The organism is Synechococcus sp. WH 7805 (assembly GCF_000153285.1).
Lineage (GTDB): Bacteria > Cyanobacteriota > Cyanobacteriia > PCC-6307 > Cyanobiaceae > Synechococcus_C.
Genome location: NZ_CH724168.1, coordinates 1,021,962 through 1,037,293, shown reverse-complemented (window position 1 = coordinate 1,037,293; position 15,332 = coordinate 1,021,962). Strand labels below are relative to the sequence as shown.

The following is a 15,332-nucleotide window of genomic DNA, read 5'->3' as shown; positions in this document are numbered from 1 at the left end:
GCAAGTTGAAGTTAATCAAGAACAATTGCGTCTCTAAAGCGTTACGCGTGCGTAACTAGTGCGTGTTGAATAGCGGCGACGAGTTGTCGCAGGTCGTTGTCATTGCTGCACACATGGGTGCAGGCTCTCAGGCAGCTTGGATCGGCGAGGTCGCGGATCCAGATGCGTTGATCTCCCAGTCGTTTCACCATCTGAGACGGTTTCAGTGTGGTGCTGGTCGTATCGAGTTGAAAGCTCACCAGGCCTGCAACGGGAGGGCCATCGAGCAGGGGGATCACCCCTGGAACATCCGAGAGCTGTTGCCAGAGCTGCTCGCTGAGAAGGCGAATCCGTTCCAGACGCTGGCCTGGTCTTCCTTCCTGCTCCAGCAGATTCAGCGAACAACGCAGTCCTGCCATCAAAGGCACGCAACTGGTGGCCACCTCGAAACGACGGCTGTCGGCGTGGAAAGGATGGGGATCGTCGAGGGACGCGCGGGTTTCATCGCGGAGGCTGCGCCATCCGATCAAGGTTGGATTGGACTCCTCGAGAACGCGCTCCGACAGAGCGACGCCCCCAAGTCCTTCGGGCCCACAGGCCCACTTGTGTCCTGTAAAGGCATAGATGTCTGCGGCAGCGGCGGCCTCATCCACTGGAATCTGGCCCATGCTCTGGGCCGCATCCACCAGCAGAAACGCCTGGCCTGGGTGTTGCTGGAGCTGGTCGGCGACCGCGGCAATCGGCATCCGCTGTCCGGTATTCCACAGCAGATGGGAGAGCACCACCAAGCGGGTTTGCGGCGTGAGGTGCTGCTCGAGAGCCTCCAGCACGGCGGCATCGGTCTCAGCCTGATCGTTACGCCCTCCCCGCAGTTGACGCACCGGCAGACAATTCACGGTGAGGCGCTGCCGGCGCGCCAGTTCCAGGCATGCCGCCACCACGCCGGGATGTTCGCAGTCGCTGATGAGGATGTGATCTCCTTCATGGATGGGTAATCCCCAGAGCGGCAGCACGCAGCCACTGGTCACGTTCTCACTCAGGGCCAGGCGATGGGGCGGGACGCCGCAGATTCTCGCCAGCAGAGAACGGGTGCTGTTCACTTCTGCACTCACGTAGGGCCAGACGTCCGTTGTGAAAGGACCCAGCTCCTGAATGCGTTTCCAGCTGGTTGTGATGGCGTCCAGAGAAGGATCGGGTAAGGGCCCCTGCCCTCCGTAGTTGAAGTACGTCTTGCCGCTCAGGGCTGGGCAGAGATCTCTCAGCATGCGATCAGATGGGTGGGCTCGGTCGTTTCGTAAATGCAGGCTGGCACCGTGGCTACGTTGCAGGTGTGAAGAGATCGGTATGACGACCGTTGACTGGCTCGGCATTCTTCACCCCGTTTTGGCGGTGGTGATCGTCTACCCCTTGATCGGCATCGTCGTGCGATTGGCGATGCAGACCCGAGCGCGTCGTTTGAAGACGCTGAAGTGCCCCCCCACCGTGGGCCGCGAACACAGCGACCTTGGCCGTTGGTTGTCGGTAGGCGTGGTGCTGGTCGTGCTCGTGGCCCTCACCGTGGCGATTGCGACTGACAAGCCCTTGATGGCATTTCACGGCGGAGCCGCCAGGGCTGCGCAGTTGTTGCTTGTGCTGACAGGAACACTTGTGAGTTTGGCAGCGCTCTGGGTGTCGAAGGCGCCTGTGCTTCGTCTTGCATTTGTACTGATCACCTGGGCCGGCGTGCTCGGTCTCGGGGCGCAGCCAGAGGTCTGGCGACTCTCTGACGATCCACTCTCTCCAGCCTTCTGGCAGTCCCATTACTGGTCCGGTGTGGCTGTGGTGGGCCTGATGCTGTTTTCTCTCGGCGCCCAGCCTGAGATCCTGCGTGACCTGCGCCTGCGGCGTCTGCACGTCACCGCCAATGTGCTGGCGGCAGTGCTGTTCCTGGTGCAGGGCATCACCGGGACCCGCGATCTGCTCGAAATCCCCTTGAGTTGGCAGGCCTCAACGATCTATGCCTGCAATTTCAAGACGCGCACCTGTCCGCCTCCTGCTTCAAGTCAGCCACCTGGGATCACTCCTTGATCAGGGGGGCATCCCGGTGATCGCAGGTCGCCCCCGCTGATTCTGGAAGAGCAGGATTCCAGGGCTTGGGTTCGATCACTCCGAAATCCTCCAGCACCCTGAATCCCCCCTTGGGGTCTGCCTTGGCCAACAGAGACCGTTTCTTCAGATGAAGGCTGGAACTCACCTGAAGATCACCCTGGGGCGCTGTAAAACGGCTGCCGATGAGCGCCTGGCGTACAGCGTCGGTTTCGACACTGCCGGAGGTCTCCACCGCCTGAGCCCACAGGTGAACCAAGCTGTATCCGGCTTCCGCCGGGTCGTTGATCACGCGGTGGAAGCCATAGCGTTGCCGGAAACGTTGCGCGAAAGCGGCGGATTCCGGCGTTTGCAGGCTCTGGAAATAACTCCAGCTTGCGTAGGTGCCGGCGATATTGCGTCGTCCGATCGCGACCGCCTCTTCCTCCGACACGGAAAGGCTGAGCACCTTGAGTGCGGAACGCTGATTCAATCCCTGCCTTTGCAGGGCCTGAAAGAAAGCGATATTGCTATCGCCGTTGAGGGTATTCACCACGGCAACTGGCCCAGCGTTGAGAGCGGCTTGAATGTCCGCGATCAACGGTTGAACAGCTTCACTCCCCAGCGGGAGGTAGTGCTCTTTGAGTACACGTGCTTGTTCGCGCTCAGCCTGTGCGCGGATGATGCGATTGGCTGTTCTCGGGTAGACGTAATCCGAGCCGATCAGCAACAACCGTTTGCTGTGGTTGTTCAGCATCCAGCCTAAGGCTGGTTCGGATTGCTGGTTGGGCACCGATCCTCCGTACACCACGGCAGGAGAGCACTCCTGTCCCTCGTATTGCACCGGATAGAACAGAAGTCTGTTACTCGCCTCCATCACCGGAACCATGGCTTTGCGGCTGGCGGAGGTCCATCCACCGAAGATTGCCACCGCCTTGTCGTCGTTCAGCATCCGTTGTGCTTTGCGAGCGAAGACGGCGGGGTCAGACATGCCGTCCTCTTCGATGGGCTCAACCAGCACGAGCCGACCGTTGAGCTTGAGGCCGCCAGCAGCATTGATCTCTTCGATCGCCAGACGCTCCGCCTCAGCCACCGTGGCTTCGGAGAGCGCCATGGTGCCAGTCCGAGAGTGCAGGATGCCCACGCGGATCGTCGCCGTTTGCTGCGGCCCATTTCGTTGTCCGCAGCTGAGGAGCAACAGCGAGCTCAGCAGGCTGACCAGGCCGGGTAGGCCTCTCCGCGTCGCAGTCGCGATGCATTGGTTCATCGTCTCCCCCAGCTGATGACAGCAGTCAGCACCAGCAGGCATAAGGAGAGGTACTGGAAGCGCATGTCGGCTTGATTGATCCGCCGCATGGTGCTGGCCTTCTGCTCATCCGGTGCAGCGATGTAGGCGTTGTATCCCCATGTGAACAATGCGAACAGAGCCATGGCGATCAGATAGCTCGTTGTGAAGAGATCATCAAGGAAGGTGGTGTATGGAAGCTTTGGCAGGGATGCGTGGTACGACTGCTGCAGAAAAATAAGAGTGAGCAGGGCCGTTGAAGGGATCGCAAGTCGCACATCTGAGAGGGTTCCCTCGACCGATGGCGCCATCAGCACGATCGAATTGATGATCATCAGGGGGATGATCCAATTCACAATCCCTGGCCACAGATTCGACTGGTATGTCAGTTCCAAGCGAACCTGGCTGAAATGAGGGCGATACCAGGTGCCCAGCTTGTTGGAGCTTCTTCGCAGAAATGGTGTGAAACTGGCGCCCTGAAGTTGGTAGCCGCTGAGGGAGCCCAGCTCTCCGACAAGATTGTCGTTGGATGGCAACGGCAGCAGACGTAGATCGGCGTATTTGTGGGAGGTCCAGAGAGGGTCGAGCTCGATGATGATCGGCACCTTCAGCACATCGAAGGGATCTCTACGGAAGTCCACCGCATCGTCGTAGAACCGACTTGAGAAGTGGAAGAGCAGCTGATGTCGTCCCCCTGAAAGCGCCCGCGGTCCTGCCGCGTCCGGCTCAAAGGTGGAGTCCCATGTCTCAATGCGATTGGTCAGCGTGATCAGATCGGCGGGGTCAGTGTCGTAACGCTGAAGCAGCTCCTCTACCTCGGGAAGCCACTCCAACCAGATCTCACCGTCTGCTGTGAAGGTGCGCGAGTTGAAATTGAGCTCGTAGATCTTGTCGAGATGAATGCCCGCATAGATGAACGGGTGTTTGGCGACAAGCTCCTCGGAGGGCTCGACGGCCTCCAGGCCTGTGGCGCCTTCCATCACCTCCTGAACCGCGTCAGAGTGAATCGTTTCTGCACTGGGGCCGCGATGCACGATCGCGCGTGTGCCCAACAACAGAGCGATTGCCAGAACCGAGGCAATGAGCAGGAACTTGAAGCGTTTTGAGATGGTCCGGCGCATGCGGTCACCGACTTACACCAAAGATGGCCATGCCAACCGCTTGCGTCAGTGTCCTGGTTGCACGTCAGCGCATGTACGGAGTGAACCTGGCTTCTTTGATTTGATAGCCGCTCAGGGAACCAATGCTGCCCTTCAAATTGTTGTTGCCGGGTTCGGGCAGCAGCCGGAGGTCTGTGTCCTGCTTTGAGGCCCATGGGTTGTTGGTTCTAAGGGCGAATTCCAGGTTTCAATCCGATTGGCGACTGTCATCAAGTTTGCAGAATTTGTTTCATTGCCCCGCAGGAGTGTGTCCACATCAGGAAGCCACTTCAGCCAAGAGTTGTGTCAACTTCTTTACCGCATCGTCTCGAACTTCGGGGTCTCCAACGAGCCTAATCTCTCCGGTCGATGGCCACCAATTGAGTTTTAGGTTGCTCACCTCATCTTCGAAAATGGCAATTTCATAGGCTCCTTTGTGGACCCAGCGACAAGGTCGATCGAGCTTGTTGACAATATCTTTTAGGGAGATCAGAGTGCCGTTGAATTTCATTAAGCTAAGAAGGCCTGTAACATTGAATTTTAGATTTAGCCCGCTTCTTTGTCTGGACTGCTTTACAGAGGTTGTCATTCCTTTCTTAAATAAAAAGAAAAATGTAGCAGCAAGTACTAGTTTTTTTATTCCTCTAGGTGTAAATCTTGTTTAGGCGTGTATCGACGAACGTGGTGGTCAATTCAAAAGAACTGTCATCCCTTTTCTCGCTCTTTGATGTTAATGGTGACGGTTTTATTACGTCAAAAGAGCTTGAGCAAGTGTTTGCGTCAATGACAGATATTTTAGCTAATGATGAGATGTTGTTGCTCAATAATCTGATGCAAAATAATGGCTTAGTCAGTCGAGATGAGTTTTTAGAGTGGGCCCAAAAGCAACCAGAGTTAGGGCCTTATCAACTCCTCAGAGATATCTTTAAACTGATTGATACGGATGGCAGTGGCTCTCTAAGTTCCGCAGAGTTCTCAACGTTGATGTCATTGTTTGATGCGGACAAAATGACGGATGCTTTTCAGGCTTTGTTTGACTCTTTAGACGTCGATAAAAATGGTGAGATCAATACTGCTGAATTTCTTGCCCTGCTTCAACAGGCAAGTTCGCTTGACATTTCCCTTTTAGACTTAAAGTTATTGAAAAAGAAATTAGTCCAGATTAGTTCGTCATTAACATTGGATAAAATTTCATTGTTGGAAGTCGATTGTGATCTTGGAGCTGGAAAACCTGGCGCTGGTGCCGGGATCGAGATGCTGAAGGAAGCTATTAAAAAGCAGCATGATTTACGCTCCACATGTGAGCAAATAATGGTTGATATTAACGATACTTCTTCTCTAGCACGAGCCTCGAAAATACAAGCAGACATTGTTACTCCATATGCGCGTCATATTGAGGTCATTACTCAAGTAATGAAGGATGCAGCGATGTTGGTCTGCAATAGTTTGGAGAATGATACTTTTCCACTTGTACTCGCTGGAGATCATTCAACTGCGGCATCAACGATTGCTGGCATTCGACGGGCTCACCCAGAGAAGAATCTTGGAGTGATTTGGATTGATGCTCACGCAGATATTCATTCACCTTTTACGACACCTTCAGGTAATATGCATGGGATGCCACTTGCTATAGCATCTGGTCATGATAATCAATCTGAGGCTATTAACGACATTGATTCGCTGACCAGACAATTATGGGATGAATTGAAAGGGCTCCATGGATTGAGTTCTCCAGCCATAAATCTTGATAACCTTATCTATGTTGGCGTTAGAGACACCGAGCCTGCAGAGAATATTACACTTTCTCGATACGATATCCCAATCGTGACTACTAATGATGTAAGACAAGAGGGACCAGTTGCGGCTGCTAATCGTTGTCTTTCCTATCTTTCAGATGTTGATTTGATTTATGTTAGTTTTGATGTTGACTGCCTGGATTCAACGATCTGTAAAGGAACAGGCACCCCTGTACCTGGTGGTCTTTGGGCGCATGAGGCTATTCTTTTGCTAAGAACCCTTTTATCTGATCAGCGTGTTTGCTGCTGGGAAATTTGTGAAATTAATCCTCATCTTGACGAGTTAAATACTTTGGCGGAAGTCTCTTTGGGAATTTTTCGAGCAGGAATTGATGTTTTGTCTGATCGGTACTCTAATTGCTGATTTAATGATGAATTCTGATTCTCAATTTATTTATGAAAAGTTTAATGCTTTGCTTCCCGCTCCGTCGCTCACCCGAAATTTAAATTTTTTCGAAAAAATTCTTTCCAGTCGTGGCTTTTCCGCGATCTGTTTTCGCAGCTTTTCTCAGGTTATTTTCATTAATAACCCGGTAAGTGGTTTTTTCATTTTTTTGGCATTTTGGATTAATTCACCATCAACGGTTTTTTTTGTGTTGGCTGCCATGTTGTCGGCCAACTTAACTGCTTACTTCCTCGGTTTGAGTCCAAACCTGCGCGATCAGGGGATTTATGGCTTTAACGGCACTCTGGTTGGCTGTGCAGCTGCTGCATTGATCAACGTTGATTCGAGTTTCAATCGATTTGGTGTCATCGCTCTTGTCCTCTTGGCGGCTGGCCTTTCAACTGTGCTCGTTGAACTATGGAGAAAAAGGTTTTCTCATAGAAACGATCCCCCAGCACTTACGTTGCCCTTTTGTTTGGTTGTGTGGCTCTTCTTTACTCCTGCTATCAATACATCGCCCGAGCTAATGGAGATTATGACTGGCAGGGGCTTTTCACTTGACATTGCGCAGTCTATTTTCGTGGGTATCTTCAAAAGCTTTGGACAAGTCTTTTTGAATGGAGAATTGCTTAGTGGTTGTTTGATTTTTCTCGCTGTTTTGATTGCTAGCCCTATCGCTGCTGGTTTAGGGGCTTGGGGATCACTCCTGGGAATGATGACAGCTCTAAGTCAAGGTGTTGAATTGGTCTCTATTTCAGATGGCCTTTGGGGATACAATAGTTTGCTAGTGGCAATCGCAATCGGGGGGATTTTTCACACACCCACGATCCGAAGCCTGATTCTTGCGTCGATCGGTGCCATTGTTGCTGTCTATTTGCAATTGATGCAAGAACTATTGATTGGAAGCTTGCCGACTCTGACACTAAGTTTTGTTCTTACGACGTGGTTGGTGATGCGTTTAGCTGGCAAAGCTTTGCCAGCATTAATCCCGATTCCTCTGCATTCTATTGTCACACCGGAAGAGCATCTTCGTCGATTTAAAGTTGCATTCAGGGTTTTCAAAGACTTCCGTTTTAATATGAGGTGTCGCATAGCGGGTGATCATCACTTGCTCAAAAGGTATCCATTAGACCAACCTTGTCTGGATCAAGCCCGCGATCTTTTCTCATTCATTGACGTTAATCATGATGATGTACTGAGTGTAAGCGAGTTTTCGCGTGCTTTGACCAAGAGTCAATCTTCGGCAAAGTTTTCGGGTCGGCGATTGTCGCCTCATTTGGTGGCTCAGCTTGATGCCACGATGGCGAGTATGGATCTTGACCGCAATGGCTTCGTTGATTTTGAAGAGTTTTGTTTGTTGATTCAAAAATTGCAATACCTTAGGCGAGATGAAGAGCGTTTGCTCGCTTACCTGATGCCTATTGATCGTAATGATGATCGTTCTTTTGATGTCAATGAGTTGTCTATGTTGCTGCATTCTCTTGGTTTAGAGCCCCTTTCGTCGGACGAAGTAGCATATATTTTTGAGTCTCAATCAGCCATAGAGTGGTCTCAATTTGTCGACCGGCTTCTTTTGACATGATTCCTTGTTGGCTTGATTCTGTTTCAGTTGCTTCAGTCTCTATGGTCTTGGGTTTTTGAATTGATCCGAACTCTTTTATGAGTCCTGGCAGGGGAGGCTCAGGCGGCTGATGATTTCCTTGGTTGGTAACAGCCACCTACGATTGCTTTTAGAAAGAAAAGGCCAAGAGATAACTCTTGCCCCATCGTGAGGTCTGTTAACCAACCCACATCAGGCGATCAACTTCAGCTCGCCGGTTGACTCGGGTGTCGATCTCTCCACCTCAACTCCTTCCCACTCATCCAGGTCATGACAGTGAGTCGGTGGAATGCTTTACACCTCACCTCTCACACTGTTTTTACCTTGCTTGAGAGGTGGACTGCAGGCGTGCTCAATGACATCAATGCATGGGCGACGTCTGCCCGTCGCACGCTTCGGAGTTCAGAGAACCTGCACCACTTCGCTCACCTCAGGGATGGTTTCACGCATTTTGCGCTCGATGCCCATTTTCAGGGTCATCGTGCTGCTGGGGCAGCTTCCGCAGGCACCCTGCAGGCGCACTTTCACCACGGGACCATCGATTTCCACCACTTCCACGTTGCCGCCGTCGGCCATTAGGAATGGACGCAGCTCATCAAGCACCTTTTCAACGTTCTCACTGGTGAGTGGCAGCGTTTCTGAGCTCATGGATCAATCAAGCTATGAAACCCAGCGTAATCGCAGCACAGGGCTGACCGATTCATACCCTTGGGTTCAGACGCCGTCATCCCTTTGGATCAATACGACGCTGTGCTCGTAGGCGCAGGAATTATGAGTGCCACCCTGGCCTCACTCCTGCACGCTCTCGATCCCGACCTGCGCTTGCTGCTGGTGGAGCGACTCGAGGGGCCGGCTCTCGAAAGCAGCGCGGCGGCGAATAATGCGGGCACGGGACATGCGGCGAACTGTGAGCTGAACTACACCCCCCAGCGCCCTGACGGCCGGATCGAAACCAGCAAGGCGTTGGCCATCAATGCGGCTTTTGAATGCAGCCTCGCCTTCTGGGCATCGCTGGCAGAACGGGGGCTCCTCAAGCCAGACACGTTTCTGCATCAGGTTCCTCATTTGAGTCTGGTCTGGGGTCAGGAAGATGTGGCTTTTCTGGAGCAGCGATACCGGCAGCTGAAGGCGCTGCCCGCCTTCAGCGCCATGGAGTGGACCACGGATCCTGCAGAGATGACGGACTGGTTGCCCTTGGTGATGGAGGGGCGATCAGGCGATCAGGCGCTTGCGGCCACGCGGATCAAGCGAGGGCTCGACGTGGATTTCGGCAGCCTCACCCGTGCACTGCTGGCCCCGCTGCAAGGCTCTGGGGCCCTCAAGATCTGCTACGGCACGGTTGTGAAGGGTCTGAAGCGCCAACGCACCGAGGCGATGACCTCAGGCGATTGGGGGATCCAGCTCCAGGGGCCATCCGGCAGCTGGCAGGTTCAAACCCCGTTTGTGTTTCTGGGCGCCGGTGGGGGGGCGCTGCCGCTGTTGCAGAACAGCGGCATCCCGGAAGCTGCCGATTTCGCTGGCTTTCCTGTGAGTGGCCAATGGTTGGTCTGCCAGCGCGCCGACCTTGTGGATCGGCATTTCGCCAAGGTGTATGGAAAAGCCGCGGTGGGAGCGCCTCCCATGTCGGTTCCGCATCTCGACAGCCGTTGGATTGACGGCAAGCGTTCACTTCTGTTTGGCCCCTATGCCGGATTCAGCAGCAAGTTTCTTAAAACAGGCTCCCTGTTTGATCTTCCAAGATCCGTTCGCAGCACCAATCTGGTGCCGATGCTGCAGGTGGGCTTGAACAATCTTCCACTTGTTAAATACCTGATTGCTCAGCTTCGCCAGAGTGAGACGGATCGCATCGACGCACTTAGGCGATTCCTTCCATCGGCAAAGAGTGATGACTGGAGCCTCTCGGTGGCTGGTCAACGGGTGCAAATCATTAAACGCACGCCTGAAGGAAGCCGCTTGCAGATGGGCACCGAGGTTGTGAGCTCGGCTGATGGATCTCTCGCTGCACTGCTGGGGGCCTCTCCGGGAGCCAGCACGTCAGTTCCGATCATGCTTGATGTTCTGAACCGATGTTTTTCGCAGCAACTCGCCACCCAGGCCTGGCAGGAGCGATTGCGCAGCTTGCTGCCTTTCTATGGACAGGACCTCAACGCTGATGCTGACCTCCTCGATCAGGTTCGCCGCCGCAGTGATGCACTGCTTGGGATTCAATCCAGTTGAGTGCTTGTGGAAGGGTGCATCGCCTGATTGTGTTGTGTTCTGCGTTTCACCAGACCAGCCACTACAGCAAGAGCAAACATTCCCAAAAGGGCCAGACCCAGGATCAAGCGACCACCATCAAACAGTCCTGCACCCAGGGCCACGATCGGTGCATCGCTGAGCAGCACACTCACCACTAAGGGAACGACAAAGGCTCGCCAGGTTGTGCCGCTGAGGCCAGCGGCGTAGCTCACGAAATCGAACAGGCCAGTCATCAACAATCCAGTAAGCAGAAAGGGATTGCCCTGGAATTGATTACGGCCGAAGCCTTCGATTCTGGCCATCGCGCCACTGCCGACGAGTCGGCCGATGAGTCCGCGTCCGTAGCGTCTGGCCAGCAGGAAGGCCGCCTGGCAGAACAGCAGATCGGCGATCACGATCGTGATGAACCCCGTCTCGAAACCCAACAGCGTTCCAGCCAGCAGTGAGTAGGCCGTGCTTGGCAGGGCGGGCAGGAGGATGCTCACTCCTCGCAGCAGGAGGATGGCGATCGGCGCCCAGACGCCGAGGCGTTCCACCTGATTGCGAATCGGCTCCAGCCCATGCACTTGCGCAAGGTGAAAAAAAACCGCCAGCCCAGCAATCGTGGCGGTGATCAGGAGAAAGCGTCGCCAGCGTTGCATCAGTGCGATCAGCTCGGTTTCAGATGATCTCGAGAATGACTCATCCGTTTGATGTTGCTGGCGACAGATTCACCAACACCACGCCAGCTGTAATCAGCGCCATTCCTATCAACTGCCCGGCACTGGGCGTTTGTTGATAAAGCAGCATGCCGATCAGCACGATGGCCACGATGCCCAGGCCGCTCCAGAGGGCATAGGTGAGGCCCATGGGCAACACCTGCACCACCCGTGACATCAAGGTCATGGACACTGCATAGGCGGTGAGCACCACCAGGGAGGGACCGGGTCTGCTGAATCCCTCGGAGAGCTTGAGACAGGAGGTGCCGATGACCTCGGCGCCGATTGCGAGCAGCAGAAGAACCCATGGCGACACAGACGGCACAAGCACACGATGAGAGTGAGCTTGGAGGAAGACCCAGCCCGATCACCCCGTTTCGTGGTGGGCCTGGGCAGCTCCTTAGGATTGCATCAACGAACGAATTAGCCCGGGCCGGGATTTCGCCAACCGCATGACCGACGCTCCCGTCTCACGCATCCGCAATTTCTGCATCATTGCCCACATCGACCACGGCAAGTCGACCCTGGCCGATCGGTTGCTGCAGGACACGGGCACGGTGGCCAACCGGGACATGCAGGAGCAGTTCCTGGACAACATGGATCTGGAGCGGGAGCGGGGCATCACCATCAAGCTCCAAGCGGCGCGGATGAATTACACGGCAGCCGATGGAGAGGAGTACGTCCTCAACCTGATCGACACCCCCGGCCACGTGGACTTCTCCTATGAGGTGAGCCGCAGCCTTCTGGCCTGTGAGGGAGCGCTACTGGTGGTGGATGCCAGCCAGGGGGTGGAGGCTCAGACCCTGGCCAATGTGTACCTGGCGCTGGAGAACGACCTCGAGATCATTCCAGTGCTCAACAAGATCGATTTGCCCGGTGCCGATCCCGATCGCATCAAGGAGGAAGTGGAGGCGATCATCGGCCTCGACTGCAGCAAGGCCATTCCCTGTTCGGCCAAAACTGGTTTGGGTGTTCCCGAGATTCTGCAGGCGGTGGTGGACCGGGTGCCGCCGCCAGCGGACACGGTGGAGGAGCCCACCAAGGCCCTGATCTTTGATTCCTATTACGACCCCTACCGGGGGGTGATTGTGTATTTCCGGGTGATGAGCGGCCGGATCAGCTGCAAAGACAAGGTGCTGTTGATGGCCAGCAAGAAAACCTACGAGCTTGATGAGATCGGGGTGATGGCACCGGATCAGCGCAAGGTGGATGAGCTCCACGCCGGTGAGGTGGGTTACCTGGCGGCCTCGATCAAGGCCGTGGCCGATGCCCGCGTGGGCGACACGATCACCCTGCTCAATGCCCCGGCGGATGAGGCTTTACCGGGTTACACCGAAGCCAAGCCGATGGTGTTCTGCGGCCTGTTCCCCACCGAGGCGGATCAGTATCCGGATCTGCGCGAAGCGCTCAACAAGCTGCAGCTCTCCGATGCGGCACTGCAGTTCGAACCGGAAACCAGCAGTGCGATGGGCTTCGGGTTCCGTTGCGGCTTCCTGGGGTTGCTGCACATGGAGATCGTGCAGGAGCGCCTGGAGCGGGAGTACGACCTCGATCTGATCGTCACCGCACCGTCGGTGATCTACAAGGTGAACATGATCGACGGAACGGAGGTGATGGTGGATAACCCCGCCACCCTTCCCGACCCGCAGAAGCGCGAATCGATTGAAGAGCCCTACGTGAAGATGGAGATTTATGCGCCGAATGAGTACAACGGCGCGCTAATGGGGCTGTGCCAGGAACGGCGCGGTGAGTATCTCGATATGAAATACATCACCACCGATCGGGTGACGTTGATTTATGAACTGCCGCTGGCGGAAGTGGTAACCGACTTCTTCGATCAGATGAAGACGCGTACGCAAGGCTATGCGTCGATGGAATACCACCTGATCGGCTATCGCAAGAACGAACTGGTGCGCCTGGATGTGTTGATCAATGGCGAGCGGGCTGATCCCCTCACCACGATCGTGCACAGGGATAAGGCTTACAACGTGGGCAAGGCTTTGGTGGAGAAACTGAAAGAACTGATTCCCCGCCAGCAGTTCAAAATCCCCCTGCAGGCCTCCATTGGCAGCCGCATCATTGCCTCCACCAGCATCAGTGCCATCCGCAAGGATGTGCTGGCGAAGTGTTACGGCGGCGATATTTCACGGAAGAAGAAACTGCTGAAGAAACAGGCCAAGGGCAAGAAGCGGATGAAGGCCATGGGCAAGGTGGATGTGCCGCAGGAGGCCTTCATGGCGGTGCTCAAGCTCAATGATGCTGGGGGGAGTTGAAGTCTCCGTCAGCTGGTGATGTCGTAGCGGCCATCTCGGAAAATAATCACCTCAATTTCGGTTGCCGATATTTGTGACGAGAGTCCATCCACGCTGTAAGTAACTAGGCAGCTAGATCGTGAGCAGTTCGCCAATCCACTCACATCAGCTTTGCTCTGGTCCAAAAACACAACATCCAGGCCGGTTCCGCCAATAACAAAGTTTTTGCCCGCACCCGCCAGGTATTGATTGTCTCCCGATCCACCATTCAGGATGTCGTTGCCTGCTCCGCTGATCAACACATCATCCCCATCACCTCCATCTAGCTGGTCGTTTCCAGGGCCTCCAACCAAACGGTCGCTGCCGCTGTAGGCGTAGATGGTGGCTCCATTTTCGTTGCTGCTTCCGCTGTCGCCGGCTTCCAGTACATCATTGGCTGTCGATCCTTTGATGGTGTCGCCACCGCCATAGCCGCAGATGAGGATGTCGTCGTATTGCGATAAACCGGTGGATGGAAGTTCCAGCAAGTCAGCGCTGGTGGTACCTCCTTCCAATTTGTAGAAACCCTCGATCGTGAGAAACTCATCACTGCAGAGACTGTTGGTGTTGGGGTAGGAGAAAACAGGGCTGATTCTTGAGTAAGTATTGACGGATTGGGCGTATTTGTATTTTGTTAACCCGCTCATGCACAATTCATATTTCAACGACTTACTCACACCATCTTGGGATGGGGTGACTGACAGGGTGCACTCTTCAGAAACTGGAACATTGACTTTCAGGCCATCAACCAGTCGCTGTGCCGTTAACAGCGATGTGCTGCTTCCCCTAATTACGTTGGTGTATTCACCGTTTTCATTGATGCTGGGGCCGCATCGCCACAAGCTGCTGTCGCCGGTCCATTCCAGGCTGTTGGCGGCATTGCTCTTCACGAAATAAATCGCTGGGGGCAGGTCGCGGCGCACTTCCAGGCCAAATTTGAATTCCGCCGCCGAAATGGTTGTTGTGCATTGCGCCAAGTTGAGGAGGGAAGCGTCGGTGATCACGCGTTCGCTCAGGGCGACTTCTGATTCGATGAAGTGACTGGTGCGGCTCCAGTCGGTGCGCAGGCGCTGGGTGGCTTCCAGAGCTGCTCCTGAGCGCATGTTGCTCAGCATGAGATCCCCTGCTGCAGCTGCCACAACGGTCCCCACCGCTGCGGCAACAAGAAGTTCCACCAGCGTGAAGCCTTGGCTTGGCCTGGGTTGGTGCTTCAGTAGCGAGTGGTGTAGTCGCATTGACCTGCTGATGTTCGTTTTGCGGCCCGGATCAGTCCGAGGGGAGCGGAGAGCCTGAGGCAACGACCTGGATCACTGTTGCTTCCTGTGAGTGTGAGGGTGGCTTGAGCATCGGTGGTGGATGTGCCCCGTGGTGTGAAGATCCAAACGGTTGGGTCGCCTGCGCGCAGGTTCACCGCCAGGTTGTCGCTGTTGCTGATTTCCGCTCTGAGATTGAGGGTGCTGCTTGTGGATGTTTCGTGATCGCATTGCGCGCTGAGTGTGGTGTTTGCTAAATCCCATGTGGCGCGGCAGGGAACACTGTTCTGGATCGCTTTGCGCCGAAGATCATCCAGCCAGGCAACTGCAATTTTTGTGATTGCATTCAGGCGCTCGTCTTCCCAATTGGATAGAAAATTAGGAAGAGCAATTCCACTCAAAAGCCCGATAATGGAAACAACCAGAATCAACTCCACCAGAGTGAATCCTTGCGACTGGGACTGCATTGGTTTCATCGGCACCATCCCTGGGCATGGGGCACAATGGATGTGCTGACACTCTGGCCTGTGTCGCCAGCGCTGAGTGTCACATTTATCTGATTCCTTGTAGGTATGATTATTGGGGTGATAGTAACTGATGTCAC

13 protein-coding genes are annotated in these 15,332 nt (G+C 54.7%); 5 read left to right on the top strand and 8 right to left on the bottom strand.

All coding sequences use genetic code 11. From position 1 onward, the window contains the following. Positions 1 to 41 precede the first annotated feature (41 nt). Positions 42 to 1,244 carry an aminotransferase class V-fold PLP-dependent enzyme gene (locus WH7805_RS05580; protein WP_006042036.1) on the bottom strand — a complete coding sequence of 401 codons (1,203 nt, stop codon included), beginning with the start codon at positions 1,242 to 1,244 and terminating at the stop codon, positions 42 to 44. A gap of 79 nt (positions 1,245 to 1,323) precedes the next feature. On the opposite strand from WH7805_RS05580, the gene WH7805_RS05575 reads away from it, so the two are divergent. Further along, positions 1,324 to 2,046, top strand: a complete 723-nt coding sequence (locus WH7805_RS05575) for a DUF4079 domain-containing protein (RefSeq protein ID WP_006042035.1) — start codon at positions 1,324 to 1,326, stop codon at positions 2,044 to 2,046. Here WH7805_RS05575 and WH7805_RS05570 read toward each other — a convergent pair. Together WH7805_RS05570 and WH7805_RS05565 are read right to left on the bottom strand one after the other, a co-directional pair. Then, positions 2,036 to 3,310 (bottom strand): urea ABC transporter substrate-binding protein, encoded by a 1,275-nt coding sequence (locus WH7805_RS05570; RefSeq protein WP_006042034.1) that lies wholly within the window; start codon positions 3,308 to 3,310, stop codon positions 2,036 to 2,038. The two genes, WH7805_RS05575 and WH7805_RS05570, sit on opposite strands and share 11 nt — an antisense overlap. After that, positions 3,307 to 4,449 carry a hypothetical protein gene (locus WH7805_RS05565; RefSeq protein WP_006042033.1) on the bottom strand — a complete coding sequence of 381 codons (1,143 nt, stop codon included), beginning with the start codon at positions 4,447 to 4,449 and terminating at the stop codon, positions 3,307 to 3,309. Before WH7805_RS05565 ends, WH7805_RS05570 begins: the two co-directional genes overlap by 4 nt. Before the next feature lie 699 nt (positions 4,450 to 5,148). Here WH7805_RS05565 and WH7805_RS05550 point away from each other — a divergent pair. Next, a complete protein-coding gene (locus WH7805_RS05550) occupies positions 5,149 to 6,627 on the top strand; it encodes an arginase family protein (RefSeq protein WP_006042030.1) in 1,479 nt (492 codons plus the stop codon). Next, the gene (locus WH7805_RS05545) at positions 6,596 to 8,230 is read left to right on the top strand and encodes an urea transporter (RefSeq protein ID WP_083773562.1); all 1,635 of its coding nucleotides are present in this window, start codon (positions 6,596 to 6,598) and stop codon (positions 8,228 to 8,230) included. The genes WH7805_RS05550 and WH7805_RS05545 overlap by 32 nt, the downstream gene beginning before the upstream one ends. 420 nt (positions 8,231 to 8,650) lie before the next feature. Here the strand turns inward: WH7805_RS05545 and WH7805_RS05540 are convergent, their stop codons facing one another. Beyond that, positions 8,651 to 8,896: a NifU family protein gene (locus WH7805_RS05540; RefSeq protein ID WP_006042028.1), complete on the bottom strand. Its 246-nt coding sequence runs from the start codon at positions 8,894 to 8,896 to the stop codon at positions 8,651 to 8,653. Between the two features lie 84 nt (positions 8,897 to 8,980). Between WH7805_RS05540 and WH7805_RS05535 the strand changes: the two genes are divergently transcribed. Beyond that, the gene (locus WH7805_RS05535; RefSeq protein WP_050752014.1) at positions 8,981 to 10,465 is read left to right on the top strand and encodes a malate:quinone oxidoreductase; all 1,485 of its coding nucleotides are present in this window, start codon (positions 8,981 to 8,983) and stop codon (positions 10,463 to 10,465) included. Here WH7805_RS05535 and WH7805_RS05530 read toward each other — a convergent pair. Then, positions 10,453 to 11,127 carry a TVP38/TMEM64 family protein gene (locus WH7805_RS05530; protein WP_006042026.1) on the bottom strand — a complete coding sequence of 225 codons (675 nt, stop codon included), beginning with the start codon at positions 11,125 to 11,127 and terminating at the stop codon, positions 10,453 to 10,455. The genes WH7805_RS05535 and WH7805_RS05530 overlap by 13 nt on opposite strands. Before the next feature lie 40 nt (positions 11,128 to 11,167). Further along, positions 11,168 to 11,509 carry a multidrug efflux SMR transporter gene (locus WH7805_RS05525; protein WP_038005098.1) on the bottom strand — a complete coding sequence of 114 codons (342 nt, stop codon included), beginning with the start codon at positions 11,507 to 11,509 and terminating at the stop codon, positions 11,168 to 11,170. 127 nt (positions 11,510 to 11,636) lie between these two features. Here WH7805_RS05525 and lepA point away from each other — a divergent pair, with 127 nt between their 5' ends. Beyond that, a complete protein-coding gene (gene lepA, locus WH7805_RS05520) occupies positions 11,637 to 13,457 on the top strand; it encodes a translation elongation factor 4 (RefSeq protein ID WP_006042024.1) in 1,821 nt (606 codons plus the stop codon). An 8-nt stretch (positions 13,458 to 13,465) separates the two neighbouring features. On the opposite strand, the gene WH7805_RS13520 is transcribed toward lepA, so the two are convergent. Together WH7805_RS13520 and WH7805_RS05510 are read right to left on the bottom strand one after the other, a co-directional pair. Next, positions 13,466 to 14,710: a calcium-binding protein gene (locus tag WH7805_RS13520; protein ID WP_071933686.1), complete on the bottom strand. Its 1,245-nt coding sequence runs from the start codon at positions 14,708 to 14,710 to the stop codon at positions 13,466 to 13,468. After that, a complete protein-coding gene (locus tag WH7805_RS05510) occupies positions 14,686 to 15,204 on the bottom strand; it encodes a prepilin-type N-terminal cleavage/methylation domain-containing protein (protein ID WP_156783624.1) in 519 nt (172 codons plus the stop codon). The genes WH7805_RS13520 and WH7805_RS05510 overlap by 25 nt, the downstream gene beginning before the upstream one ends. Positions 15,205 to 15,332: the final 128 nt, after the last annotated feature.

What these genes read in the sequence shown, in the direction of transcription:
- WH7805_RS05570 (WP_006042034.1), bottom strand. Translation starts at nt 3,310, where the DNA reads ATGAACCAATGCATCGCGACTGCGACGCGGAGAGGCCTACCCGGCCTG.
- WH7805_RS05580 (WP_006042036.1), bottom strand. Translation starts at nt 1,244, where the DNA reads ATGCTGAGAGATCTCTGCCCAGCCCTGAGCGGCAAGACGTACTTCAAC.
- lepA (WP_006042024.1), top strand. Translation starts at nt 11,637, where the DNA reads ATGACCGACGCTCCCGTCTCACGCATCCGCAATTTCTGCATCATTGCC.
- WH7805_RS05540 (WP_006042028.1), bottom strand. Translation starts at nt 8,896, where the DNA reads ATGAGCTCAGAAACGCTGCCACTCACCAGTGAGAACGTTGAAAAGGTG.
- WH7805_RS05530 (WP_006042026.1), bottom strand. Translation starts at nt 11,127, where the DNA reads ATGCAACGCTGGCGACGCTTTCTCCTGATCACCGCCACGATTGCTGGG.
- WH7805_RS05545 (WP_083773562.1), top strand. Translation starts at nt 6,596, where the DNA reads ATGTTTTGTCTGATCGGTACTCTAATTGCTGATTTAATGATGAATTCT.
- WH7805_RS05510 (WP_156783624.1), bottom strand. Translation starts at nt 15,204, where the DNA reads ATGAAACCAATGCAGTCCCAGTCGCAAGGATTCACTCTGGTGGAGTTG.
- WH7805_RS05565 (WP_006042033.1), bottom strand. Translation starts at nt 4,449, where the DNA reads ATGCGCCGGACCATCTCAAAACGCTTCAAGTTCCTGCTCATTGCCTCG.
- WH7805_RS05575 (WP_006042035.1), top strand. Translation starts at nt 1,324, where the DNA reads ATGACGACCGTTGACTGGCTCGGCATTCTTCACCCCGTTTTGGCGGTG.
- WH7805_RS13520 (WP_071933686.1), bottom strand. Translation starts at nt 14,710, where the DNA reads ATGCGACTACACCACTCGCTACTGAAGCACCAACCCAGGCCAAGCCAA.